This window comes from Pseudoclavibacter sp. RFBB5, from assembly GCF_002931555.1.
GTDB lineage: Bacteria > Actinomycetota > Actinomycetes > Actinomycetales > Microbacteriaceae > Pseudoclavibacter.
In genome coordinates this window covers 67,043-93,278 of record NZ_PSTZ01000003.1, presented here as the reverse complement: position 1 = coordinate 93,278, position 26,236 = coordinate 67,043, and the positions used below count along the sequence as shown (strand labels likewise).

19 protein-coding genes and 2 tRNA genes are annotated in these 26,236 nt (G+C 63.9%); 10 read left to right on the top strand and 11 right to left on the bottom strand.

What is annotated here, in order from left to right; all coding sequences use genetic code 11:
* Positions 1-136: 136 nt before the first annotated feature.
* Positions 137-1,012, bottom strand: coding sequence for a MetQ/NlpA family ABC transporter substrate-binding protein (locus tag C5B97_RS03680; protein WP_104310798.1), 876 nt, complete (start codon positions 1,010-1,012; stop codon positions 137-139).
* Between the two features lie 176 nt (positions 1,013-1,188).
* Positions 1,189-2,082, bottom strand: coding sequence for a LuxR C-terminal-related transcriptional regulator (locus C5B97_RS03675; RefSeq protein ID WP_146080709.1), 894 nt, complete (start codon positions 2,080-2,082; stop codon positions 1,189-1,191).
* Positions 2,083-2,264: 182 nt separating this feature from the next.
* On the opposite strand from C5B97_RS03675, the gene C5B97_RS03670 reads away from it, so the two are divergent.
* The 4 genes from C5B97_RS03670 to C5B97_RS03655 all read left to right on the top strand — a co-directional run bounded on the left by C5B97_RS03670 (position 2,265) and on the right by C5B97_RS03655 (position 5,809).
* Positions 2,265-2,609 carry a DUF485 domain-containing protein gene (locus C5B97_RS03670; RefSeq protein ID WP_104310796.1) on the top strand — a complete coding sequence of 115 codons (345 nt, stop codon included), beginning with the start codon at positions 2,265-2,267 and terminating at the stop codon, positions 2,607-2,609.
* A complete protein-coding gene (locus tag C5B97_RS03665; protein ID WP_104310795.1) occupies positions 2,606-4,237 on the top strand; it encodes a cation acetate symporter in 1,632 nt (543 codons plus the stop codon). The genes C5B97_RS03670 and C5B97_RS03665 overlap by 4 nt, the downstream gene beginning before the upstream one ends.
* Before the next feature lie 174 nt (positions 4,238-4,411).
* On the top strand, positions 4,412-5,257 hold the full coding sequence (locus tag C5B97_RS03660; RefSeq protein ID WP_258067913.1) for an NAD(P)-dependent oxidoreductase: 846 nt from the start codon (positions 4,412-4,414) through the stop codon (positions 5,255-5,257).
* Between the two features lie 198 nt (positions 5,258-5,455).
* Complete coding sequence (locus C5B97_RS03655) at positions 5,456-5,809, top strand: UBP-type zinc finger domain-containing protein (RefSeq protein ID WP_104310794.1); 354 nt, start codon at positions 5,456-5,458, stop codon at positions 5,807-5,809.
* Positions 5,810-5,999: 190 nt separating this feature from the next.
* On the opposite strand, the gene C5B97_RS03650 is transcribed toward C5B97_RS03655, so the two are convergent.
* The 9 genes from C5B97_RS03650 to dnaA form a co-directional block, all read right to left on the bottom strand.
* Positions 6,000-6,072: transfer RNA gene (locus C5B97_RS03650), tRNA-Ala, on the bottom strand.
* A 40-nt stretch (positions 6,073-6,112) separates the two neighbouring features.
* Positions 6,113-6,186, bottom strand: a tRNA-Ile gene (locus C5B97_RS03645).
* Between the two features lie 54 nt (positions 6,187-6,240).
* On the bottom strand, positions 6,241-6,648 hold the full coding sequence (locus C5B97_RS03640) for a DUF3566 domain-containing protein (protein ID WP_104254434.1): 408 nt from the start codon (positions 6,646-6,648) through the stop codon (positions 6,241-6,243).
* An 11-nt stretch (positions 6,649-6,659) separates the two neighbouring features.
* Positions 6,660-9,326 (bottom strand): DNA gyrase subunit A, encoded by a 2,667-nt coding sequence (gyrA, locus tag C5B97_RS03635; RefSeq protein WP_104310793.1) that lies wholly within the window; start codon positions 9,324-9,326, stop codon positions 6,660-6,662.
* Positions 9,327-9,343: 17 nt separating this feature from the next.
* The gene (gene gyrB, locus C5B97_RS03630) at positions 9,344-11,548 is read right to left on the bottom strand and encodes a DNA topoisomerase (ATP-hydrolyzing) subunit B (RefSeq protein ID WP_104310792.1); all 2,205 of its coding nucleotides are present in this window, start codon (positions 11,546-11,548) and stop codon (positions 9,344-9,346) included.
* Between the two features lie 165 nt (positions 11,549-11,713).
* Positions 11,714-12,202 (bottom strand): DUF721 domain-containing protein, encoded by a 489-nt coding sequence (locus tag C5B97_RS03625; protein ID WP_104254431.1) that lies wholly within the window; start codon positions 12,200-12,202, stop codon positions 11,714-11,716.
* A complete protein-coding gene (recF, locus tag C5B97_RS03620; protein ID WP_104310791.1) occupies positions 12,195-13,376 on the bottom strand; it encodes a DNA replication/repair protein RecF in 1,182 nt (393 codons plus the stop codon). Before recF ends, C5B97_RS03625 begins: the two co-directional genes overlap by 8 nt.
* Positions 13,377-13,379: 3 nt before the next feature.
* On the bottom strand, positions 13,380-14,519 hold the full coding sequence (gene dnaN, locus C5B97_RS03615) for a DNA polymerase III subunit beta (RefSeq protein WP_104310790.1): 1,140 nt from the start codon (positions 14,517-14,519) through the stop codon (positions 13,380-13,382).
* Between the two features lie 478 nt (positions 14,520-14,997).
* Positions 14,998-16,464, bottom strand: a complete 1,467-nt coding sequence (gene dnaA / locus C5B97_RS03610; RefSeq protein WP_258067911.1) for a chromosomal replication initiator protein DnaA — start codon at positions 16,462-16,464, stop codon at positions 14,998-15,000.
* A 420-nt stretch (positions 16,465-16,884) separates the two neighbouring features.
* Between dnaA and rpmH the strand changes: the two genes are divergently transcribed.
* The 6 genes from rpmH to rsmG all read left to right on the top strand — a co-directional run bounded on the left by rpmH (position 16,885) and on the right by rsmG (position 20,232).
* Positions 16,885-17,022, top strand: coding sequence for a 50S ribosomal protein L34 (gene rpmH / locus C5B97_RS03605; protein WP_068484134.1), 138 nt, complete (start codon positions 16,885-16,887; stop codon positions 17,020-17,022).
* A 4-nt stretch (positions 17,023-17,026) separates the two neighbouring features.
* Positions 17,027-17,416 (top strand): ribonuclease P protein component, encoded by a 390-nt coding sequence (gene rnpA / locus C5B97_RS03600; protein ID WP_104310788.1) that lies wholly within the window; start codon positions 17,027-17,029, stop codon positions 17,414-17,416.
* 2 nt (positions 17,417-17,418) lie between these two features.
* The gene (gene yidD / locus C5B97_RS03595; RefSeq protein WP_104310787.1) at positions 17,419-17,724 is read left to right on the top strand and encodes a membrane protein insertion efficiency factor YidD; all 306 of its coding nucleotides are present in this window, start codon (positions 17,419-17,421) and stop codon (positions 17,722-17,724) included.
* 21 nt (positions 17,725-17,745) lie between these two features.
* Positions 17,746-18,756 (top strand): membrane protein insertase YidC, encoded by a 1,011-nt coding sequence (gene yidC, locus C5B97_RS03590; protein ID WP_104310786.1) that lies wholly within the window; start codon positions 17,746-17,748, stop codon positions 18,754-18,756.
* Between the two features lie 49 nt (positions 18,757-18,805).
* Positions 18,806-19,315: a R3H domain-containing nucleic acid-binding protein gene (locus C5B97_RS03585; RefSeq protein WP_104310785.1), complete on the top strand. Its 510-nt coding sequence runs from the start codon at positions 18,806-18,808 to the stop codon at positions 19,313-19,315.
* Positions 19,316-19,593: 278 nt separating this feature from the next.
* Positions 19,594-20,232 (top strand): 16S rRNA (guanine(527)-N(7))-methyltransferase RsmG, encoded by a 639-nt coding sequence (gene rsmG / locus C5B97_RS03580; RefSeq protein ID WP_104310784.1) that lies wholly within the window; start codon positions 19,594-19,596, stop codon positions 20,230-20,232.
* Positions 20,233-26,236 lie beyond the last annotated feature (6,004 nt).

The window sequence follows — 26,236 nt, the reverse complement described above, 5'->3', positions numbered from 1 at the left end:
CCTTCTTCACGGTGGAACCGTGTGGTGGTGCTGGTGAGCGGCGCCGTGACGCCATTCGTTGATGCAAGCGAGATCGCCGCCCGAGGCCTGATGATCATCATCGGGTCTCGGGCGGCGAGCGCGCTAGGGGTGAGTCCTAGCCCTGGGCTTCGATCTCTGCGACGAGCTCGTCGAGCGTGGTCTGCAGTTCGTCGACGGGCGTCTTGGTGAGCACGGCGGTCTCGCCGAACGTCTCCTTGACCGCTGCCGCGACGCCCTCAGAGTTCTGGTAGATCTCGACGAGCTTGAGGTAGTTCTCGTTGTCAGCGTTCTCGGCAGTCGTCACGAAGATGTTGATGTACGGGAACGCGGACTCGTTCTGCGGGTCATCCCGAGTGAGTGCGTCTTCCGTGGTGAGGCCAGCGTTCTCGACGAAGTCGTTGTTGATGACCGCGCCAGCGAGGTCGGGCAGCGAGGTCGCCGTGAGCGATGCCTCGAGCTCGGTCACCGTGACACGCGACTCGGGGAGCACATCGTCGAGGGTGGAGAACGGCGAGCCGCCGTCCTTGAGCTCGATGAGGCCAGCTTCCTGGAGCACGAGGAGGCCGCGGGCGCGGTTGGAAGCGTCGTTCGGGACTGCGACCTCTGCGCCGTCCGGAATCGCGTCGACCGAGTCGTACTGCGACGAGTAGAAGCCGAGGGGGTAGATGGCCGTCGAGCCGATCGGCACGAGGTCGTCGCCACTCGCGGCGTTGTGCTGCGCGAGGTAGATGATGTGCTGGAACGCGTTGACGTCGAGCTCACCCTCGCTCGTGGCGGGGTTGGGCTGGTTGTAGTCGGAGAAGTCGACGAGCTCGACCGTGAGGTCCTCAGCTGCCGCTTCCTCGACGAGGACGTCCCAGTACGGGTCGGATGCGCCGACGACACCGAGCCTGATGGTGTTCTCATCGGAGGCGCCGGTGGAGCACGCGGAGAGGCCTCCAACGAGGGCGATCGCGCCGACTGCTGCGGCGATCTTGGTGAAACGTGACATGGAGGAGGGTCCTTTCAATGCGGCGCGCGAACGCCGGCAATCCTCTAAGGGTCTAGAGGGCCTCGCAAGAATAAGAGAACAGCGCGTCGCCGCGCCGATACATCCTGACACGTTGCGTAACAGTCCACTGACGGCGTCACCGACGCAACAATGTTGCGCAGGAATCGCCAAGCAACTCAGGGCAGAAGGCCCAAGTGCCTGGCCTTCGCAAGAGCCTGGTAGCGAGAGCCCGCATCCAGCTTCGTCATTGCGGTCCCGAGGTAGCTCTTGACCGTGCTCTCGGTCAGAATCAGCTTCCTGGCGATGTCCTTGTTCGTCAGCCCGAGCGCGATCTGACCGAGCACATCCAGCTCCCGCGGCGAGAGCCTGACCGGAGCCTCAGGGAGATCTGCGGTGGCGGCAGCCTCTCTGCTGCGCGGATCCCCGTGGTCGCCGGCGAACCTCACGAGGCGTTCCTCGATGCCCCGTAACCGGGCCCGCACCTCAGCATCCCCGAGGAGGGATGCCACCTCGCGCAGCTCGGAGAACGTGCCCCTCAGCTCCTCGAGCTGCGTCGCGGTGAGGCCACCGCCTCCCAGCTCCGAGACGCTCGCGGACCCCACCCGCATCCGACGCCTGAGCTCATCCCGCAGCCGCAGCTCGTCTTCAACGTTCTTCCCGAGCGCGACCGCCTGACCGAGCGACATCGACTGAGAGTCAGGGGCCGCCCGGAACCCGCCATAGAGGACACCCCGCACGTGCTTGTCGACGATGACCGGCACAGCCATCAGGCTCTGGACGTGCTCGGACAGCACCTGCACGTCGTAGTCGTGCGTGATGCGACTGCTGCCGCGGTAGTTCGTGGTGACCTTGGCGCGACGCTCGAGCATTGCCCGACCTCCGAGACCGCGCCCCAGCTGCACCCTGAGCCCCACGAGGCCGCGACCCTGGTTGCCGCAGATCGTATGCACGTCCGTCGTGTCGCGGTACGTCGGACCGCCGAACGAGAGAGGGCACCCCGTGGAGTCCCGCAGGCGCGCTACAGCCTGAGCGAAGACGTCAGCTTCGGTTGCTGCCTCTGGAAACATCATGTGCGTCACTACCAACTTCCGGGGGTAGTTCGATACTTCGTCGTATGCGTAGCGTGGATGCTATCACGCAGGCGATGAGGCTTTCGTGTTCGCAATGATGCGAAGAAATGCCGCTGTCAGCCGCTCCGGAATACACGTCCATCCCTGACGAACGCAGCAATGCACTGAGGCAAGGAGGCCCCATGCAGAATGAAACGTCACCACCGCCGACCGGCGGAATCGACTATGTCGAATTCGAGGAATCGGCCGATTTCAAGGAACTGAAGAAACGCCAGCGCTCCTTCGTCTTCCCACTCTCCATCTTCTTCCTCGTCTGGTACGGCGCCTACATCATCGTCGCCGCATACGCGCACGACTTCATGGCCACGCCCGTCTTCGGGAACATCAACGTGGGTCTGCTGCTGGGCATCGGCCAGTTCGTCACGACCTTCGCGATCACCATGTGGTACGTCTCCTACGCCAACCGGAGACTCGACCCGCTCGCGAATGATCTGCGCGTCCAGCTCACGAAGGAGGACCAGGCATGAGCGTTCAGCTCATCGCCCCGCGGGCGAGCGCGGTGGCAGACAACGACCCCGTCCTGAATATCGCGATCTTCGCGGCGTTCGTCGCGGTGACGCTCTTCATCGTCATCAGGGCGAGCCGAAACAGCAAGACCGCCGCCGATTACTATGCGGGCGGTCGCTCTTTCTCGGGGACGCAGAATGGATTCGCCATCTCCGGCGACTATCTCTCCGCAGCGTCCTTCCTAGGCATCGTCGGTGCCATCGCCGTCAATGGCTATGACGGCTTCCTCTATTCGATCGGGTTCCTCGTCGCCTGGCTGGTGGCGCTGCTGCTGGTCGCCGAGCTCATGCGCAACACGGGCAAGTTCACGATGGCCGACGTGCTGTCGTTCCGCCTCAAGCAACGGCCCGTGCGCGTCGCGGCGGCCCTCACGACGCTCGCGGTCTGCTTCTTCTACCTCCTCGCCCAGATGGCCGGGGCCGGCGGTCTCGTCGCGCTCCTGCTCGGCATCACGGACGACATCGGCGTCGCGATCGTCGTCGCCGTCGTCGGCGTGCTCATGATCATCTACGTCCTCATCGGCGGGATGAAGGGCACGACCTGGGTGCAGATCATCAAGGCCTTCCTGCTCATCGGCGGCGCCGGGGCGATGACGATCTGGGTGCTGGTCATCAACGGCTTCGACCTGTCCGCGCTCCTGCAGGCGGCCGTCGACAAGGCGGCGCTCGACGGTGCTGAAGACCCGGCCGCGATCCTCGCTCCGGGGCTCCAATACGGCAAGAACCCCATCGACTTCGTGTCGCTCGGCCTCGCCCTCGTCCTGGGTACGGCGGGCCTCCCGCACGTCCTGATGCGCTTCTACACGGTGCCCACCGCCAAGGAGGCCCGAAAGTCCGTGGTCTGGGCCATCTGGCTCATCGGCGGCTTCTACGTGTTCACGCTGGTCCTCGGCTACGGGGCGGCGGCGCTGGTCGGAGCTCCCGCCATCAAGGATGCGCCGGGAGGCGTGAACTCGGCGGCCCCGCTGCTGGCCCTCGAGCTCGGCGGGCCCATCCTGATGGGCTTCATCTCCGCCGTGGCGTTCGCGACCATCCTCGCCGTGGTCGCCGGCCTCGCCATCACGGCTGCCGCATCCTTCGCCCACGACATCTACAACAGCGTCGTGAAGCGAGGCACGGCAACCCCCGAGCAGGAGGTGAAGGTCGGCAAGTACACGGTTGTCGTGCTCGGCGTCGTCGCCATCGTCGGTGGCATCGGCGTGCAGGGCCAGAACATCGCGTTCCTGGTGGCGCTCGCCTTCGCGGTTGCCGCCAGCGCGAACCTGCCGACGATCCTCTACTCGCTGTACTGGCGCAAGTTCACCACTCGCGGCGCGCTGTGGAGCATGTACGGGGGTCTCACGACGGCCATCGTCCTGATTCTCTTCTCGAAGGTCGTCTCGGGTGCCGAGACGGCGATGCTCGGCGCGGAGATCGACTTCGCCTGGTTCCCGCTCAACAACCCGGGCATCGTCTCGATCCCCGTCGGCTTCCTGCTGGGCTGGCTCGGGTCCGTCGTGCCGCAGAAGAAGGAGGATCCGCGCGTCGCCGCCGAGATGGATGTGCGCTCGCTCACGGGGTACGGGGCCGAGGAGGCCGTCGAGCACTAGGCACTCCCTCGTCTGAGCACGCCACGGACTGCTCGAGTTCGTAGAAATGGTCGCTCCGACCCGGTCGGGGCGACCATTTCGGCGCTCTCGTTGTCTCGGTGCCACAACGCACATGAGGTTCGGGATGCGCGTGGGTAGCGTAAGCGTGTCCACGATGCACACGGAGGTGCGGATTTGACCCAGTCAGCGCAGACAGGTTCCCTCGCTGGGAAGACCATCATCATGTCCGGCGGGAGCCGCGGCATCGGACTCGCGATCGCGAAGCGCGCGGCACGCGATGGAGCGAACGTCGTGCTCCTGGCGAAGACCGGTGAGTCCCACCCGAAGCTGCCCGGCACGGTCTACACGGCCGCTGAGGAGGTACGCGAGGCCGGTGGGCGCGCTCTGCCGGTCGTGGGCGACGTCCGTGACGACTCCGACCTGCAGCGGGCGGTCGATACGGCGGTCGTCGAGTTCGGCGGCATCGACATCGTCGTCAACAACGCGAGCGCCATCGACCTGCGGTCGACGCTCGACATCGACGAGAAGCGCTACGACCTGATGCATCAGATCAACCAGCGGGGCACGTTCATGCTGTCGCGTGCCGCGCTGCCGCACCTGCTGGGGTCGGCGGATGCTCGCATCCTGTCGCTCTCACCTCCCCTGAACCTGTCGGCGAGGTGGCTCGGCGCCTACCCTGCGTATATGACCGCGAAGTACGGCATGACGCTCGCGACGCTCGGCATCGGTGCCGAGCTCGCCGAGAAGGGAGTCGAGGCGAACACCCTCTGGCCGCGCACGACCATCCAGACCGCCGCCGTCGCCAACATCATCGGCGGCGAGGAGCTCATGCGGCGCAGTCGGACTCCAGAGCTGTACGCGGATGCCGCGCACGTCGTCCTCACGGCGCAGCGCGGCCGGTACCAGGGCGAGACGCTGCTGTGCGAAGACGTGCTCGCGGATGCGGGCGTGAGCGATCTGGCCGCCTACTCACCCGGTGTGGATGCCGCCGAGCTGTTTCCCGATGCCTTCGTCGACTGACCGCATGAGCGACGTGCGCTGGCGTGCCGTCCGGGAGCACCGCTGCCGACCGGTCGACCTTCGACGGGCGTCGAACGGGTGCGCGACGGACGTCGGAGGGTGTCTCGAGACCAACGGCCTAGTGTGAGTCCCAGATGGGCGGTTCGGGCACATCCCCGGCCGACCCTCCGTTCGGCAGTCCAACGAGGGAGCGCGGCGATGACGGGTGTTGATCAGTACATCAAACCGGACGTCCCACCGTCCGGTCCGGGTTGTGTGGAGTGCGAGGAGTCGGGCAACTGGTGGCTGCACCTGCGTCGCTGCACGTTCTGCGGCCACATCGGCTGCTGCGACGACTCCCTGAACACGCATGCGACGAAGCACGTTCACGCAACGGGTCATCAGGTCATCTGCAGCTACGAGCCTGACGAGGTGTGGTTCTGGGACTACGCGACGGAGACGATGTTCGACGGGCCGACGCTGCACGCGCCGCACAGCCACCCACGGTCGCAGACGGTTCCGGGGCCGAAGGAACGTGTTCCCTCGGACTGGCAACGCCTCCTGGGCGCATGACGACAGCGCTCGGCGATCTCCCGGACGAACCGCTCGCCCTGTACGAGCACCCGTACGGGAAGGCCGGATGCCGAGGGCGGGGTTGTGGTCGTCCAGACTCGCCTGAAGCGGCCGCAAGTCCGCCCCGGATGGGCCGACTCACACAGAAGAACCCCGGTCAGATTTCTCTGACCGGGGTTCTGTGTCACCGTGGAGCCTAGGAGATTCGAACTCCTGACATCCTGCTTGCAAAGCAGGCGCTCTACCAACTGAGCTAAGGCCCCGTTCGGGGTGGAAACGACACCAACCTTCAGTGTCGAACCGTGGGGCTACCAGGACTTGAACCTGGGACCTCTTCGTTATCAGCGAAGCGCTCTAACCGCCTGAGCTATAGCCCCCGAAGCGACTGCCCCAACATACACGAAAAGTGCACCGCAGGGGAAATCGAGCCGCTAGCTGTTCGTGAAACCGAACACGAGGCCTCCCGTGACCTTCACCGCGAGGTTGTAGAGGAACGCCGCGACCGCGCCGAGGGCAGTGCCCGCGACGAGGTTGAGGAGCGCCACGACCAGCGAGAAGAGCATGAGCTGCGGCAGCGTGACGAAGTCATCGACTCCAACGCCTGCCGAACCGGAGACGTCGTTGAGGAGGTTGTTGACGCTCCCCAGCACACCCGTGTTCTCGATGACCGTCCACATGAGGAACGTCGCAACGATGGTGATGATGCCAAAGCAGATCGACAGCAGGAAGGAGAACTTCACGACAGACCAGAAGTCGATGTGCACCAAACGGAGGCGCACCTGCTTGCTCGCAGTCTTCTTGCTGGACTTCTGGGCCAGCTTGTCAGCAACGCTCGTCATAGATCAGTACCTCAGTCTTCGGTCTCGTCCTGCTCGAACGACGTGACCGAGTCTGCCACAGTCTCACTCTCGTCACTCTCGGCAGTCGTGCTCTCCCCATCGCTGGAGGCATCAGGGGTCGCCTCGGTCTCCGACTCGGTGTCGTCCGAGGCGGTGGCGCCGGCGGATTCGCCGTCCTCGCCCGCCTCGTCTTCCTTCTCGAGCTCACGGTCGGCGTTCTGCGCGATCGCGATCACGTAGTCGCTGTTGTCGAGCCTCGCGAATGTCACGCCCATGGAGTCGCGTCCGGTCACGGAGACCTCGGCGACGTTGGAGCGCACGACCTTGCCGGAGGCGAGGATGACCAGCACCTCTTCGGCGTCGTGGACGAGCAGCGCGCCGGCGAGCCCGCCGCGTTCCTCGTTCAGCTTCGCGACCTTGATGCCGAGGCCGCCGCGCTTCTGGATGCGGTACTGCGACACCGACGTCCGCTTCGCGTATCCGCCCTCCGTGACGATGAACACGTAGGCGTCATCACTCGAGGTGACCGCTGCAGTGAGCAGGTAGTCGCCGTCGCGGAACGACATGCCCTTGACGCCGGACGTGGAGCGGCCCATGGGCCGGAGCGCCTCGTCGTTCGCCTCGAAGCGAAGCGACATTCCGAGGTGGGAGACGCAGAACACGTGGTCGGACTCGTCGGCGAGCATCGCCGAGACGAGCTCGTCGCCCTCGCGCAGGTTGACGGCGATGATGCCGGCCTGGCGGTTCGTGTCGTACTCGGTGAGCGCCGTCTTCTTGACGAGCCCCTCGCGGGTGGCGAGCACGAGGTACTGCGCCTGGCGGTAGTCGCTGATGTCGAGGATCTGCGCGACCTTCTCGTCGGGCTGCAGCGGCAGCAGGTTCGCGATGTGCTGCCCCTTCGCATCCCGGCCGGCCTCGATGAGCTCATACGCCTTGGCCCGGTACACCCGGCCGAGGTTCGTGAAGAAGAGCAGCCAGTGGTGCGTCGTCGTCACGAAGAACTGCTCGACCACATCGTCCGCGCGGAGCTGGGCGCCCTTGATGCCCTTGCCGCCCCTGTGCTGTGAACGGTAGTTGTCGCTGCGCGTGCGCTTGATGTAGCCGCCGCGCGTGACGGTGACGACCATCTCCTCTTCCGGGATGAGGTCCTCGTCGGTCATGTCGCCGCCGGAGCCTCGCAGGATCTCGGTGCGTCGATCGTCGCCGAACTTGTCGACGACTTCCTGCAGCTCATCCGCGATGATGGTGCGCTGACGCACCGGGTCGGCGAGGATCTCCTTGTACTCGGCGATCATCGCTTCGAGACGCGCTGCGTCTTCCATGATCTTCTGGCGCTCGAGCGCGGCGAGGCGGCGCAGCTGGAGGTTCAGGATGGCGCTGGCCTGCAGCTCGTCGACGTCGAGTAGCTCCATGAGTCCCGTGCGGGCCTCTTCGACGGTCGGCGACCGGCGGATGAGCGCGATGACCTCATCGAGCATGTCGAGCGCTTTGAGGTAGCCGCGGAGGATGTGAACCTCGTCTTCCGCCTTCTTGAGGCGGAACTTGGTGCGGCGCACGATGACCTCTACCTGGTGCTGCACCCACGCCGTGATGAAGCCGTCGATCGCGAGCGTGCGGGGCACGCCGTCGACGATCGCGAGCATGTTCGCGCCGAAGTTCTCCTGCAGCTGCGTGTGCTTGTAGAGGTTGTTGAGCACGACCTTGGCGACGGCGTCGCGCTTGAGCACGATGACGAGGCGCTGACCGGTTCGACCGGAGGACTCGTCGCGGATGTCGGCGATGCCGGTGAGGCGCTGGTCCTTGACGAGCTCGGCGACCTTCAGTGCGAGATTGTCTGGGTTGACCTGGTACGGCAGCTCCGTGATGACCAGGCACGTGCGCCCGTGGATCTCCTCGATCGCGACGACAGCGCGCATCGTGATGGAGCCGCGACCGGTGCGGTACGCCTCCTGGATCCCCTTGATGCCGAGGATCTGGGCACCGGTCGGGAAGTCAGGGCCGTGGATGCGCTCCATGAGCGCGTCCATGAGCTCCTCGCGGGTCGCATCCGGGTGCTCGAGGTGCCACAGCGCACCAGCCGCGACCTCACGGAGGTTGTGCGGCGGGATGTTCGTGGCCATACCGACGGCGATGCCCACGGAGCCGTTGACCAGGAGGTTCGGGAAGCGGGCGGGCAGCACGGCGGGCTCGCGCGTGCGGCCGTCGTAGTTGTCCTGGAAGTCGACGGTGTCCTCGTCGATGTCCCTGACCATCTCAAGCGCGAGTGGCGCCATCTTGGTCTCGGTGTATCGCGGGGCGGCGGCGCCGTCGTTGCCGGCGGAGCCGAAGTTCCCCTGGCCGAGGGCAAGCGGGTACCGCAGCGACCACGGCTGGACGAGGCGGACGAGGGCGTCGTAGATCGCCGAGTCGCCGTGCGGGTGGAACTGCCCCATGACGTCTCCGACGACGCGGGCGCACTTCGAGAACGCCTTGTCTGGGCGGTAGCCGCCGTCGTACATCGCGTAGATGACACGGCGGTGCACGGGCTTGAGCCCGTCGCGCACCTCGGGGAGCGCTCGACCGACGATGACGCTCATCGCGTAGTCGAGGTACGAGCGCTGCATCTCGAGCTGCAGGTCGACCTGCCCGATGCGGTCTTCGCCGTCGGCGTTGGTGGTTGTGACGCGTTCTTCAGCCATAGATGTGCCTGTGTGCCTTAGATATCGAGGAAGCGCACGTCGTGCGCGTTCTGCTGAATGAAGGTCCGGCGCGATTCGACGTCCTCGCCCATGAGCGTGCTGAACACGGCGTCAGCCGCTTCCGCGTCGCTCACCTTGACCTGCAGGAGCGTGCGCACGGCGGGGTCCATCGTCGTCTCCCAGAGCTCCTGGTAGCTCATCTCGCCGAGTCCCTTGTAGCGCTGGATGGCGTTGTCCTTGGGAATGCGGCGACCGGCCGCCTTGCCGTCTGCGAGCATCGCGTCGCGCTCACGGTCGGAGTAGGCGAAGTCGTGCGCCGCGTTGGACCACTTGATGCGGTAGAGCGGGGGCTGCGCGAGGAACACGTAGCCGAGCTCCACGAGCGGACGCATGTAGCGGAAGAGCAGCGTGAGCAGCAGCGTCGTGATGTGCTGGCCGTCGACATCGGCGTCTGCCATGAGGATGATCTTGTGGTACCTGACCTTGTCAGGGTCGAAGTCGTCGCCGAGCCCGGCGCCGAACGCTGTGATCATCGACTGCACTTCGTTGTTCTGCAGGGCGCGGTCGAGGCGGGCCTTCTCGACGTTCAGGATCTTCCCGCGCAGCGGGAGGATCGCCTGCGTCTCAGGGTCGCGCCCCTGAACTGCCGAGCCACCGGCCGAGTCACCCTCGACGATGAAGACCTCGGAGCGTGTCGGGTCCTTCGACTGGCAGTCCTTGAGCTTGCCCGGCATGCCGCCGGTCTCGAGGAGGCCCTTGCGTCGGGTCTGCTCGCGTGCACGACGGGCGGCGAGGCGGGCAGCGGATGCCTGGCCGGCCTTGCGGATGATGTCCCTGGCCTGCGAGGGGTTGCGGTCGAACCAGTCCTGGAGCGCCTGGCCGACGATGCGCTGCACATACGACTTCGCCTCGGTGTTGCCGAGCTTCGTCTTCGTCTGACCTTCGAACTGAGGTTCGCCGAGCTTGATGGAGATGACGGCGGCGAGCCCTTCGCGGACGTCCTCACCCGAGAAGTTCTCGTCCTTCTCCTTGATGAGGTTCTTCTCGCGCGCGTACCGGTTGACGACCGTCGTGAGGGCGGCGCGGAACCCCTCGAGGTGCGTGCCGCCTTCTTTCGTGTTGATCGTGTTCGCGAACGAGTGGATGGACTCCGAGTAGGAGTCGATCCACTGCATCGCCAGCTCGAGCGAGATCTTGCGCTCGGTGTCCTCGGCGTTGACCTCGATGATCTCCTCGTGCACCGGCTGCTTCTTGCGACGGCTGACGAGGTGCTGCACGTAGTCGACGAGTCCGCGCTCGAACAGGTACGTCTGCGCGCGCTTCTGCGGGATCTCGATGGATTCGGTGACGGCCTTCGGCTCGCCGGTCTCCGTGCGCTCGGCGTCGTCGATGTCAGCGGCGGTCTCGTCCTGCAGCTCAGTGATCTGCGCGGCGAGTCCATCGCCCGTGAGGGTCGACTGGTCGCGGTCGTCTGCGAGCGAGATGCGCAGGCCCTTGTTGAGGAACGCCATCTGCTGGAAGCGGGCGCGGAGCACCTCGAAGTCGTACTCGACGGTCTCGAAGATCTCGGAGTTCGCGTAGAACGTGATGGTCGTTCCCGTGTCTTCGGTCGGCTCGCCCTTCCGGATGTTCCCGGTCGGCACGCCGTTCTCGAAGTCCATCTCCCACTCGAAGCCGTCGCGCTTGACCTGCGCGATGAGGCGGTACGACAGGGCGTTCACGACGGAGGAGCCAACGCCGTGGAGACCACCAGAGACCGCGTATCCGCCGCCGCCGAATTTTCCGCCGGCGTGCAGCTTGGTGAGGACAACCTCGAGGGTGGAGATGCCCTCGACGGGGTGCAGCTCGACCGGGATGCCTCGACCGTTGTCCCGAACGCGCACGGCTCCATCGTCCTGCAGCGTCACCTGGATGTCGTCGCAGTACCCCGCGAGCGATTCATCCACAGAGTTATCCACAATCTCGTACACGAGGTGGTGGAGCCCCTCGGGACCGGTGGATCCGATGTACATGCCAGGGCGCTTGCGAACGGCTTCGAGCCCCTCGAGCACCTGAATCTGGCCTGCGCCGTAGTCGTTCTCAACCCGATCGTTCTGCGAGCGGGCCTCGACCACCTCGGCGGGAGCCCCCTCCTGGCCTTCCGACGTTCCTGGACCGTCCGACTGCAGAGCGTCGTCTGGCGTCTCAGTCGTGTTCTCGGGGTCGGAAGTTTCTGATGCCATAACTCGGGCGTCTCCTTGCTGTGTGGCGACATGCAAGATCCGCGTTGCGAGCAAACTCGCGCGACGCGGATCTAGCGACTGTTCAGTCTACCAAGGAACACGACTCGAGGCCCGAAAATGGAGCGTGAAGCGACGAAAACAAGGGGACGTACCGTATTTGCCTTGTCAACCGTAGGTATCGCGTGGACCACGCCCTGGAACCGATCTGGGACCGCGTTTCCACGAGGGGGCACCCGGGTTCAGAAAGCGGATGCGCTCGACCTTCGCTTCCGCGTACCTCTCGGTGAGGTTCGTGAGCAGCATCGTCTGCATCCCTCGGAGCTGCGTCGCCCACGCAGTCGAATCGCACTGCACCAGCAGCACGCCGTCCTCGATGTGCAGCGGAGTGGAATGCGCCGCCGTCTCCTTGCCCACGATCTCGGGCCACGCGTCCATCAGCTCGGCCTGCTTGAGCGGTCCGTTCCAACCGAATTGCCTGGTCAGGGCCGCAAGGGCCGATCCAGCGGCGACAGGATCACGTCCGAAGCCGAACGGCTCGGACAGCTCGGTGCCCTCCGCATCCTTGGCCTTCGCCGCAAGGCGTCGGCGAAGCGACGTCGTCTTCCCGCCGAAGACCTCCTTGAACCGCGCGTAGACCTCTGCACCCTCACTCATCGGCGGCCCCCGTCTGGATCGTGCCGGCACTGATCCGGATGATCTGCGAGCGCAGCCCCTCAGGAACGTCCTCGAGGACCGCGGCCGTGATGAGGACCTGCTCGAAATCACCGATCGCCTCCGCGAGGCGGGACCGGCGCGAGGCGTCCAGCTCCGCGAACACGTCGTCGAGGATGAGCACCGGATCGCCCGCGCGTGACTCGCTGCGCACCAATTCGGCGGCCGCGAGCTTGAGGGCAAGCGCAAACGACCAGGATTCACCGTGACTCGCCGTGACTCGCGCCGGCAGACCGTTGAGCCAGAACACGGCGTCATCGCGGTGGGGGCCGACGAGGCTCACGCCTCGTTCGAGCTCGCGAGGACGCATCTCGGCGAGCTGCGCGGTGAATCGGTCACGGATCTCCGCGGTCGTGACCTCGCCGCCTTCGACTTCCGCGCCCTCGCCATCGGCGTCACCCATGACAGAGGCAGCGTGGCCGAAGGCGGAGACGCGCATCGACAGCGTCGGCCGATGGTCCGCGCCGACCAGACGCTGGTACGAACCGGCGAGGTGCGGAAGCAGCCGATCGCAGAGCAGCAGCCGCTCGGCGATGATCTGGGAGCCGAGCTCCAGCATCCGCTCGTCCCACACATCCAGTGTCGCGATCATCGCTTCCGACGATCGCGGGCCCCGCATCGATCGGAGCAACGAGTTCCGCTGTCGCAAGACCCGCTCGTAGTCGGCGATCACGCCGCCGAGCTTCGGCGAATGGGTCACGAGCAGGGAATCGAGGAACCGTCGCCGAGCGCCAGGCTCACCACGCACGAGCGTGAGATCCTCCGGAGCGAACAGCACGCTTGCGAAGTACCGAGCCAGGTCGCGGGACCTGACATTCTGGCCGCCGACCCTCGCCTTGTTCGCACCGGAACTCGCAATCTGCACATCCAGGTGCAGCGAGCGAGTCTCGTGAGCCAGTTCCATCTTGACCACGGCGAACTCCTGGCCGAAGCGCACAAGCGCCTGGTCACTGGAGACTCGGTGCGAGCCGAGCGTGGCCAGGTAGCCGATCGCCTCGACGAGGTTGGTCTTGCCCTGGCCGTTGGAGCCGACGAACAGGTGGGCGCCGGGCCCCAGCGACAGGTCGGCGGACTCGTAGTTCCTGAAGTCGTGCAGCTGCAGACGGGTGACGTGCACTGGTTACCGCATGAGCAGATTCGGCTGCAGCAGGTAGCGGTAGTTCGTCGACTCGCCCTCGTCGCGCGAGGTCTGGCTCGTGAGCAGCACGGGGCCCGGCTTGTTGGGGTTCTCGGAGTTCGTGAACGCGATGCGCACGAACGGCGAGTGGATGGCGCCGACGCCATCCAGCAGGAACTGCGGCTTGAGCGAGACGACCATGTCGTTGCCGTGCAGGACTGCGTCGAGGTTCTCGCTGGCCTGCGCCTGCTCGCTGCCGAGCGCTTCGAGGTGGAGGCCCTCGGTCGTGAACGTGAAGCGCAGGGCTGCCTCGCGCTCGAGCACGAGCTGCACGCGACGAACCGCGTCGACGATGTCGCTGACCGTCAGCACTGCGTAGTGCGGCGTCTCAGCGGGGAAGAGCCGCTCCACTGCGGGGAAGTTGCCCTTGATGAGGAGCGAGGTGACGGTCTTGTTGCCAGCGGAGAAGGCGATGAGCTCACGGATGTCGTCCTTGACGAGCGTGATCGTGATCTCACCGGAGCTGCCGAGCGACTTGCCGACCTCGGCGAGTGTCTTGGCCGGCACGAGAGCTGTCTCGATCTCGGTGAGGGAGCTCTGCCACTCGATGGTCCGCACTGCGACGCGGTAGCGGTCGGTGGCGACGAGGCTCATCGAATCGGCCTGCAGCGAGAGGTTCACACCCGTGATCACGGGGGCGACGTCTTCGCGAGAGGCTGCGACCGCGACCTGGGAGATGGCTTCCGAGAACACGTCGCCGGCGATGGAACCGCTCGCGCCTTCGACGACGGGCAGGCTCGGGAACTCCTCGATCGGCATCGTCGGCAGATGGAACGACGCGCTGCCGCAGCGGATGACGACTCCGGAGTCGTCGCGGCTCAGCTCGACGGGAGCCTGAGGAAGTCGATTCGCGATGTCAGCGAGGAGGCGTCCCTGCACGAGGACGGCTCCCGGTTCCTGCACATCAGCGTCGATGCTGGTGCGGCTGGAGACCTCGTAGTCGAATGACGAGAGCGTGACCCCTGCTTCGCCGACCTCGACGACGACACCGCTGAGGATGGGGAGGGTCGGGCGCTGAGGCAGAAGCTTGACGACAAACGACACCGCATCGCTGAAGACGTCACGGTTGACCACAAACTTCACTAGGCGTTCCTCTCGTTGGAATGCCCCAATGGTAGCCGCCCAGATTCGGTGTGTTGTGCCCGAGCGTCAGAGCATCCTGTGCTGCCTGCCACGGCACGAGCCCGTCGTCGCGCACGCGAAAATACCAGTCCCGCGAGGGCCGGCCGACCACCGTTCACCAATGTCATCGACTCGCCCAATATCAATAGATTTCTTGTCATCATCGTATTAACAGCTGTGCACACTGTGGATAACTCCGTACTCCCCAGCGGCTGCCTGGGAACTACAAAAATGTAAGTTGTGGCGGAGCGGTGGACGCCCTGTGCACGCTGACGAGCACTGGGGTGCACAACTTCTCGGACTCCACAGCGCCGAGCGTGTTTTCCACAGTTCGTGCTCGCGTGTCGATTCCACAGTCCACAAGTTATCCACAGGCCCTGAGGGCAAGAAAAACTCCGCATCCGTGCCCGAGGGCCCGTGATGCGGAGCTGGAGGGCGCTCAGGAGCGTCCGTTTCCGTTCTGGCGGATGCGCGCGGTGAGCTCCGTGACCTGGTTGTAGACGTCGCGGCGCTCGGTCATGAGCTTCGTGATCTTGCGGTGCGCGTACATCACCGTCGTGTGGTCGCGCCCCCCGAACAGCTGCCCGATCTTGGGGAGAGACAGGTTCGTCATCTCCCTGCAGATGTACATGGCGATCTGCCGGCTCGTGGCGATCGCCTGCGATCGGGAGGATCCGTAGAGGTCGTCCACCGTCAGCTGGAAGTACGCAGCCGTCCGATTGATGATGTCCACGGGAGAAACGATGCCCGTGTCCTGATCGGACACCAGGTCCTTCAGCACTGTGGAGACCAGCGCCAGGTCGACCTTCTCGCCATTGAGGTTGGCGTAGGCGGTGACTCTGATGAGCGTGCCCTCCAACTCACGGATGCTCGAGGAGACCCGTGCCGCGATGAACTCGAGCGCATCGTCCGGGATCAGCAGGTTGTCGACCTGCGACTTCTTCCGGAGGATCGCGATGCGCGTCTCGAGGTCGGGCGACTGCACATCGGTGATGAGGCCCCACTCGAATCGGGAGCGCATCCGGTCTTCGAACCCTGTCAGCTGCTTCGGTGGGAGGTCGCTCGTGATGACGACCTGCTTGTTGTGCTCGTGCAGGGTGTTGAACGTGTGGAAGAACGCTTCCTGCGTCGAATCCTTGCCCTGGAGGAACTGGATGTCGTCGATCAGCAGGATGTCGTTGTCGCGGTAGCGCGCCTGGAACGACTGCGTCCGGTTGTTCGCGATCGAGTTGATGAAGTCGTTGGTGAACTCTTCGCTCGAGACGTACCTGACCTGGATGCCCGGGTAGATCGATTCGGCGTAGTTGCCGATGGCGTGGAGCATGTGCGTCTTGCCGAGCCCAGAGCCGCCGTACACGAACAGCGGGTTGTACGAACGTGCCGGCGCTTCAGCGACGGCGACGGCAGCCGCGTGCGCGAATCGGTTCGACCCACCGATGATGTAGTTGTCGAACGTGTACCGCGGGTTGAGCCGCGATTCAGGGTCCGGCTGCGTGCGCGCGCCTTGATCTGAGGACGAATGATGACCGACGGATTCTGCTTCGACGACGTTCACCGAGCTGGTCGGGGTGGGCGCGGCCCGCGGCGGAGCGACCTCGATGTAATCGTGCGAGGCGAGCGGGTCACTGACCGAAGCTCGCGGAGCCGCATCCGGGTTGACGAGAACCGCGAAGGTCTTGATCTCCGGCTCGCCGAGTTCCGCGATCGCAGCGAGCATGGGCACGCGCGCACGAGTCTCGATCATCGTGCGGGTCATGTCGTTGGGGACCTCGAGCAGCAGCGCGCCGCTCATGACGCCCTTGGCTTCGACCAGTCCGAGGAACCCGAGCAGGGAAGCAGGGACTCGATCATCTTCGCGAAGTGTGGAGAGCAGCGTGTGCCACGTCTCTGAAACGGGGTCGGTCACCGAAGCACTCCCCCCGTCCCTCTGTACTTCACGAGACCGCATCTCTGCGGACCGCGTCTTCTTGGCTGCGCGCTCGCAGCATGGTCAACGCACCGGCTGTGTGGCACTGGTGCGCAAGTCATTGTGATCTACCCGGCGAGATATCCACAACTTCTGTGGACAAACAGGCGGGAGCCTGTGCATAACTCGCGGAGGTAGGGGGCCAGCCTACGCTGGATCGCCACGCGCGCCAATCGCTTTGCGAGGATTCGGCATGTCGCGCACTTGCCGGGCACCGGTGTGAGCATAATGCTGGCCCTCTGGCGTCAGTTGACTGCCGGGCGCGGGTCACGTAGGTTAAGGCAGTTGTGCCCTTCGGTAGGGCACTTGTGAAAAATCCGTACGGCGTCCGCCGATCGGGTCGTATCTTCCGGAGTTCTCATGTCGAAGCGTACTTTCCAGCCAAACAACCGCCGTCGCGCGAAGACCCACGGCTTCCGCCTGCGTATGCGCACCCGTGCGGGTCGCGCCATCCTCTCGGCTCGTCGCCGCAAGGGTCGCACCGAGCTTTCCGCGTAGCTTCTTGCTTCCCTACGCGAACCGCGTCACGAAGGGCGATGACTATCAAGCCATCGTTCGACGCGGCGTTCGCGTGGGTGCTCGAGGAATCACGGTCAGCGTGCGCGAGCGCGAACACGATGACACACCTACCCGCTTCGGCTTCATTGTCTCGAAGCGGGTAGGTGTGGCTGTCGTGCGCAATCGCATTCGTCGGCGCCTCAAGGCGGTCTCCAGAGAGCTGCTCCCTGAGGTCGGTTCTGGCTTCGACATCGTGTATCGGGTTCATCCGGAAGCGGCCGAACTCGGGTTCGATGATCTGCGCGAGCGCGCGAGATTCGGGTCGTTGCGAGGCGTGCGTCGTATCGCTGCACCCAGCGACGCGGATGCTCGTGCGTCCAAGTCCGGGAGGTGACCGTGCGCGCCCTTCGACGAGCCGCGCTCGTTCCCAGGAACGTGGTCATCGCACTGTTGAACGCGTACCGCTTGGTGATCTCACCGCTCTACGGTGACGTCTGCCGGTATCACCCCAGCTGCTCCGCGTACTCTTTAAGGGCTGTGCAGGTTCATGGCGTCCTCCGGGGCGGCTTCCTCACCGGGCGACGACTCGTTCGCTGCCACCCCTGGGCTGCTGGAGGCATTGACGACGTGCCCGAGCCAGAACACCGAACCACCACCACTACTGCTCGCGGATTTGTCGTCCAGGGCACTAGCGGGACTTAAGAGAAAGACGTCACCGCACTCATGGATATCCTCGGAACCATCTTGTGGCCGATCAAATGGGTCATCGAGCTCATCTTGGTCGGTTTCCACACGCTGTGGACGACGCTCGGTCTCAACGGCACTGATGGTTGGACGTGGATCCTCGCCATCCTCGGCCTGGTGCTCGTCGTCCGCTCCGCCATGATCCCGCTCATGGTGAAGCAGGTGAAGTCCCAGCGCGCGATGATGGATGTCGCTCCTGAGATCAAGAAGATCCAGGACAAGTACAAGGGCAAGCGTGACCAGTTCTCCATGGAGGCCATGCGTCGCGAGACCATGGCTGTCTACCAGCGAACCGGCTCGAACCCGATGGCGGGATGCTGGCCACTGCTCGTGCAGATGCCGATCTTCTTCGGTCTCTTCTCGGTGCTCAACGGCGCGCAGCACAACACGGTGGGTGTCGGTGCGCTGAACCAGGAGCTCGCGACGTCCTTCTCGCAGGCGGACATCTGGGGCGCTCCACTGAGCGCGACGTTCCTCAACAACGACGGCAACGTCGGCGTCCAGATCCTCGCCGGTGTCATGGTCGTCGTCATGACGGTCTCGCAGTTCATCACGCAGAAGCAGATCACTTCGAAGAACGTGTCGCAGGCGACCAAGGAGTCGCCGATGTACCGCCAGCAGCAGATGCTGCTCTACATCCTGCCCCTCACGTTCCTCGTGTCCGGAGTCATGTTCCCGCTGGGTGTCATGACCTACTGGCTCATCTCGAACTTCTGGACCATGGGCCAGCAGTACATCATCATCCGCAACATGCCTACTCCCGGATCCGAGGCAGCGAAGGCTCGTGAGGAGCGCCTGAAGGCTCGCGGCAAGTGGGTTGAGCCCGAGCGCAAGGACTCCAAGGGCAACGTCATCGTGGAAGCCCCCGTGCAGCAGCCGGCACAGCGCGCTCAGCCCGTGTCAAAGAACCGTGCCAAGAAGAAAGCAACGGGCGGGAAGCCCGGCGCAGGTGGAGCCTCTGGCAAGAGCAGCCCACCCGCGAAGAAGTAGCTTCCCCTCCCCTCGCCTCGCCTCGTCCCCTCTGTGTTAAGGAACCCGAATGACTGAAGCAACCTCCGAGGCCATCCCCGCTGACGCAGAGACGTCGGATGCCCGTGACGACGGTGACATCGCCGCCGACTACCTCGAAGAGCTGCTCGACATCAGTGATGTAGATGGTGACCTCGACATCGAGGTTCGTGAGTCGCGCACCTACATCTCGGTGAACTCCGACGGGGAGTCGAACCTGTCGAAGCTGGCTGATGGGGAGACGGTGGATGCGCTGCAGCACCTGACTCGCCTCGCCGTGCAGGCGGAGACGGGTGAATTCTCGAGACTCATCCTCGACATCGGCGGTTCCCGCGATGCGCGACGGGGCGAGCTGGCCGGGCTCGTCGACCGCGCGATCACCCGCATCGAGGAGGGCGCCTCGTCCGCGGCCCTGCCCCCGATGTCCTCGTACGAACGAAAGATCGTTCACGACATCGTCTCCGAGCGCGGCTATGTGTCTGAGTCTGAAGGCGAAGCGCGCGAGCGTCACACGGTCATCCGCCCGGCACCTTCGGTCTGACGCGCGGAGTTATCCACAGTAGTTTCCACAGGCCATTGTCTGGGGAATTGGACTGGAATTGCCTCTCGGGGTAAAAGGCCAGGTCAGCTACTCTTTCCTACGGATTTTCGGTTCGAGCGCTGTGGATGCGATGTTATGCACAGAGTTATCCACAGGCAAGCCGCGGGTTGCGTTTCGGTTGGTCTGTGAAGAATCGGATCGTGTCAAACTGGCACGAGCTGAGCGCGCCGCGATCTACGGTGCTTTGAGACATCCACGTTGCGAGAGGGGCACGCGCCATGACTGACCACCCGAATGAACTCGAGGTCGAGCCGGCTATCGCGAAGGTGCTGTTTGAGGACCGGATCGAACTCGCTCGCGCGTTCACGTCTGACCTCGCGAAATACGGGGAGCAGCTCGGCCTCGTCGGTCCGCTCGAGTACCCCCGCCTCTGGACTCGGCACATCATCAATTCGGTTCTCATGGCTCCCTTGCTGCGTCCCGGGCTCGTCGGCGACATCGGTTCAGGTGCCGGCCTCCCTGGTCTCGTGCTGGCCATCGCGCGTCCTGACGTCAATTTCGTGTTGATCGAACCCATGGAGCGGCGCACGGAGTGGTTGCAGCGTGAGGTGGATGCCCTCACTCTCACGAACGTCCAGGTGCGTCGAGCGCGAGCTGAGGAAGTGCACGATGAGTTCACCTTCGATCAGCTGACCGCGCGGGCCGTATCTGCGCTGAGCAAACTCATCCCGATCACGGTGCCTCTTGTTCGCTCCGGCGGGGAGCTCGTGTTCCTCAAGGGGCGATCGGCTGAAGCTGAGATCGAGAAGGCCAGCAAGGCCATCCGAAAGTTCGGTCTGACAGATGTTCGCGTTGAAGAGCTCGGCGAGAACCTCGACACTGAGGCCACACGGGTCATCCGCGCAACGGTCGACTAGGACTATCGCTACGCGTTCGTCTGAAATCAGAGCCTGTATCGATTATTCTCGATTCAAGGATGCTGCCTCGTGGGTTCGCGCCACTCCTTCGATGCAGCTCAGGAGTTTGAATGCACCCAGATCTACTGATATGTGGATGATCGGCGGGCGTTCTGAAGAGAGTCGTGCTCGAACGCAGACAACGACCGCGTTTTCGCCAGCAAGACATGCTTCCTTCGTTTCCTGACGCCGGTTTGAGACGAGCTCGGTGGCTTCTGCACTCGTTTCACGTGAAACAGGCTGGTTTGATTCGTTTCCGAAGTGCGTACCGCCAGAGTGGGCCTTGCGCCTCGATTTCTCGGCAGCTTGCCTCAGGAAAGGGCAGAAGAGAACCTCGCTCTCACGCGTCGGTGGCCTTCGGCTGTGTCGATCGATGGTCTCGACGTTTCGGTCCAGAAAACCCGAGGTCGGGTGGAGAACGCAGCAGGCTTGGCTTGCCGATACTCGCACTAGGTTCTCGCTGCGCAACAGCGTCGGACACTGAGCGTTCCCCAGTCGCGCAGAGGGGCCCATCTCATGTCCAAACTCACAAGGCGTGACGTCAGTAGGGATCTGAAACGAGCCCGCTCTTGGTTTTGACTCCAGCCAGCCTCTCGCGGGCGTGCACGTGAACGTCCGTCTGTCTACCTAGGTGCGGGACGGCCGTCTGCGCGGGACTTTCGGGAGGTAGTTACCTTCGAGAGGTACTAATCCACGACGCCTCTCGTGAGGGTCAGGGACGTGCTCGTTCGCGGTGGGATGGATGGATGGCCGACAGAGGCGGCACGTGGTGCATAAGCAGACACCCTATCGAGCCGGCGGCTCGGGCCATCATGAGCGCGGGTGTTTTGCTGCGTGCAAAGGCCCGAGGCCCGAGGGTCTCTTTTTGGCCGTCGCGTTCGCGCTGGGCCCGGTTCTCCGCACGAGGTTGTTTCACGTGGAACCGTGTGCCTATTGGCCGCACGGTCGTGTAGCTAACAAGGCCCGGTCATGCGCGAGCCGGGTCCTGCACGAGCCGTGCAGGAAATGGCCTATGCAAGCCTCTTGTCGTGCCCGGGATATGCAACAGCTCGCGTATGTGTGAGTCGATCGTGTCGAAGACTGGCTGGACTCGAAGGGTTTCACGTGGAACGGGGTATGAACAGGCAATCCCGGCGACTAGCGGAGTACTGGGCTGAATCTCGTACGTGAGCTGTGCTGTGCCACGTGCGTTGTTCCACGTGAAACATGCTCCCTTGGGGAGTGTTCGCACTCATAATAAAGAGAGTGGATTGGGCGCACCCCCACCAGGGTCTACTCTCCCGTGCGAAGTGCGAAGTGCGAAGTGCGAAGTCGATCGTATGGATCGGTCGTGGATGAGGTCAGCCGCACTCGTCTCACCGAGAGTCCGGCGGCTTGGTCATTGCTAGCTTCCCGCCCCGATCTACAGGCTCTCCAGGGGTTGATCGGACGGACTCCCGCGCGGCGCATCTGGGCCGCTGTGCGATTTACAACGCAAACCACCAACGGCGTGCGCTGCCGAGCCAAACTGTTTCACGTGAAACGAGGTGCCCACCTCTGGATCTCGCAACGGGCTCCCAGGCCGATCCAGTTCAGTGACCTGGTTCACACTGGGAAACCTGTCTGGTCCCGGAAGACAACACCGTCGTTAGGGGCTGGTGCTCGTGCAGCCCGCCCGTCCGACTACACAGTTCAAGCGGTGAGACCGATTACAGGGATGTCGAAACCGTCTCTACCGGTTGAATGCCACCGTCGATGTAGTCCGCTGACGAAACGGAGCCCGCGAGTGGGGACTCAAATTGCGCGAGCTGTTCGTGGATTCCCGAACTGACCTAACGGCCGGAGGATGGGAACGGAGTACGGAGTCGACGAACATTCGATCGAGGGGGCAGTGACGGGGTGAGTGCAACTCTCGCCTGGAACCTACAGGTCATCGAGCGCTAGGGGTTAGGTCTCATCCCAGCGGCACCCCTTGGGTCTCAAAGGCTAGACGGATCCGGCGCTGGGCCTGCCCTGGCCAGGGCTGGACTACGCACCGGCCGGGTTAGACAGATCGAGACACGGCATGACTACGAAGGCATGGTCGCCTTATGAGGCTACTGAATCTCGGTCTGGCCTGCTTCCTGTGTTGGAGTGGTGGAACCACGTGAGCCTCGGTGCTCGGTGCCGCTGGGATGAGCGCCGGCGTCCGTCCTTGGTGCTGGCCAGACAGTGGATTGCCAAATCGCGTGTCTCGAGCAGAGTGATCTGGGCGATCTGCAATGTTGCGACGGCTTGACGGAAGGCACAACGTGCAGTCCCAGGGTCAAACAGCGGACAGAGCGCTGCAAGATCCTCCAGGCGCCCACTCCGGCTCCCTCCGTGTTCTAACCGTCCTGGCCGGCGTAGTGTGTGCGGCGAGCAACACTGCGGTCACTGCCCCACCGCCATCCCTGACCTCATCTCCACAGCCCGTGCCCGTGCCCCTATGCCGAGTGTCTCGAGGCGCCAGGCCGAGAGCTGCGAGACGAAACTGGTCGCCGGTGAGCGGTAAGACTGTGGCGTTGTAGCGCTGCTGTGCGCTGTGAGGCATTTGGTGCGAGCTGCGCGCCGTGCGGTCCGAAGTGTGTGGCGTTGGGCCCGAGCCGACTGCTCGTTGGACAGGTCTCCATCACCACCGCATTCCCAGGGGAGCGATCTCCACGGGCGATATACGTCCTGCGCGTCGCGGCCCGTAAACAGATGAGCACGGTGCCCTCATCCAACCGAATCTGCTCGCGAAGGCTCGTGAGCGATGACGAGCATCTCATCTACGGCGCTGTAGCGCGGCGCAGTCGGGCTGATCGAAGACAGACACCGAGCCAGTCTCCGCGGCCCAATTCCTCGCCAGCCAGCAACTTTCGTTTCACGTGGAACGACTCGCTTCGTGCGGGATGACGAGTTCAACGCCGAGGATCGCTTCAGTTCTGTTCACGCGGAACGACCAGCTCGAGTGGATACCGAGAGAACAGGCATGCCTAGTTTCACGTGGAACGACTCGCTTCGCGCGAAAGGCTGTCACGTCCGAGGCCTGTGCCGCGCTTCCGTTTCAGGTAGGGCGATCAGCTCCGGCCCCTGCCAATCAGTAGGCCAGTTCCGGTTTCACGTGGAACGACGAGCTCCTACACTCACTACAGAGACAATGCATGGTTCCGTTTCACGTGGAACGACTAGCTTGGGAACCTGCCAAACAGCAAAAACACTGTTCGTTTCACGTGGAACGACGAGGTTGCTTGCGTGCGGAGGAGATGAGGTGGTCTCGCCTCTCTAGGAACAAAGATCTCGCACGCTCATCGCGGAAACGATGTGCGATTCTGTTTCACGTGGAACGACCAGTTACAGCCACGGCGAGGATGGACATTCTGGTCCCGTTTAGTCTGAAGCAGCGGGGCTCACACGCATGGCCATGTCCGGGGCCCGCGTCCCATGTGTTCGTTTCACGTGAAACGGCAGCCCAGACCAGCCTCGTGTCGGTCGGTCGGATCACGTATTGCGTAGAACAAGACTCGGGCTCAGCATGCTGCACCCGAGGCTCTAGTTATGGACGGGGCACTGCCTTGGCGTGCAGTCCCGAAGTGTGGGAACAAGCACCGGGTTCCACGTGAAACAGATCCAGTATCGACGCGGGCCGAGATCGAACACCGACAGGCCTGTCGGTGTCTAACCACCTTGTCGGGCCTCCTGTGCTTGGTCTGCCTACCCTGCTGGCCTGCGGGGCCTGCATATCCCGGGACACTGGTGACAGTGGCGAGATGGGTGATTGGTACGGGACTTCCTCCCGAACCGAGGCAGCCCGCAGCGGTGGGCAGTTCGTGGGAAGAGGGCTCACCCCTCACCCTGTGGCTCTGAAAGGCCGGTCCGCCCCCACCTCGCCTCGTTCTTCCTGCCTCACGGCACCCTCCACTCGCCGCGACGCCTCACCCGTCAGGTATCACGCAGCAACAGACAGACGGCCCCCACGTGGCTCCCTGTGGCGACCCTGGCGCGCCAGGAGACTGGCGTCGTGCGCCGCTCCCGGCGCTTGGTTCAGGCCTCGGAACTAGCGGCATGGCTCGGCTCGCGGCAACCGGGCAGCACGGCAACCGGGCAGCACCGCAAGCTCGCGCCGTGTCTCCTGGTTCCCGGCTCATTCAAGGGCCCGACGAGGCCGAGATCGTGTCCACGGGCTACGCTACGGGCCTACATCTAGGAGGGGGTGGGAAGGGGGAATGCCGACTTGATCGACTGTTGCCCTCGAGGCTCCAATCGCCGAATGACCATACCCGCCGCCGGTCAGATCTTGCGGACGGATATCGTGCGCATGCGGCTCGCTCACTGAGAAGACGACGACGTTACGTATGCGTCAGTGAGAGAGTGAAACTGGAACACGAAAGGGACCCGCAAAAGCACCGCAGTCCTACAAGAGCACTGATGGGATGAGCCCGGAAGGCTGCGCGTGATTGCGGTCGACAGCTTTGTTCGTGCCACAGCGCGGAGGTTCGGCTTTGCGGTACGCAGACCCGGGAGCTAGCGGCCGGGCACGCGAAATATCTACGCGCGCTATTCGGAGACATGGACCGGGCCTCGTCGGCGACTGACCACGAGCATCATCCAACGCAGGACTCCATAGGGGGAAGCTCGACATGTTTCACGTGGAACTGAGTCGCGCTGGTCCCTTTGTTGGCGAAGCGAGACAGTGCTCTTTGAGTAGTCACACTCACACCTAGGCTTCGTCGTTCTCATCTGGGTACGAGCTTGGCGGGCCAGCTTAGAACCTGCGACCCATTCCACCCCAGTCCTGAATGAGCTCTAGGTGGCTCACCAGGTGGCTCACGCCAACGTCCGGCAGCGGAACAGCAGAGAGACCCGGGACGTATTCTGTGCTCAGAGTGCTGCGGCCAGTAGGGTCGTCGATTCTCCTCAACAAGCACAGAGGGCTTGAGTTGGCGCGGCCGTGGTGCAACAACCGGCGCACGACTCGTCGTCTGACGGTCGCCACATGTGGGAGGACCAAACGTGAATCTAGCTCAGGAAGCGTTTTGGTTGATCAGGGCATGCCCTGGGTCGGGCAGGCCGGGGCCCGGGGCCTCGGTCAGCTCACCGGGTCCGTCAAGGTGCCGGGGCACAGTCACAGCCTGTCGTCGGGTCGGCTGTTGTCGTCTCTCGCCGTGTCATCGATTTGGTCGGGATCATGTTTGAGCCGGCCTGTATTGCACGTGTGGCCATTCGTAGAGAGTCGGCGAACCGCGAACCGCGGGGACCTACAACCAGAGGTTTCACGTGGAACGCTGGACTGTACGGATCATTCAGCACAGGCGGGACAACGGTGGAGCCGTGGCGTACCGAGGTTTCTGCCTCCGACTTGAATAGAGGCGAAGCGCGGATAGGGCAGAGGGTTTGCGTATGGAGAGCGCAGGGCCCTGCCCCCGATCACGCAACCCCGGCGGATTGAGTCGTAGGGATTAGACCCCCTCAGTCAGCACGCAGTCGCACGCGTGTTTCACGTGAAACTCCGGAGCGTGCGCCAGGGCGCCGAGGTACACCGTGATCCGAGGCGCCCCACCTGCCCAGGCTGGGGATGGCGGTCCGGAGAGCCGCAACCCCGCCCCGGCTCCACAGTCCGAGTCCTCATTGGCCTGCGTCGAGTGAGGCGTCCCTCTCGCGGAAAGAGAGAGTACCCGACCTGTTCAGTTCAGCTCGGAGGTTGTCTTTCGTGACAGTCGTGAGACCTCGTTGGATCGATCAATGGGTGCAGACGCACTCGTACCCGCAAAACAATCTCCCCATAGGACTTCGCGTCGCTACAAGCGGAGAAGTGTGCTTCAGCCACTCGCACGGGATACCCCACGTTTCACGTGAAACGAGCACGAGATCACGGGCCCAGCGCTTCAATTCTTGCTGCCGTCGGCTGCAGTCCTTGGTCCAATGAGAGTCGTGCGCCTTGCGTGGAATCCTGCAAGACCGGCGATGCATGTGCACGCGGCAGGGA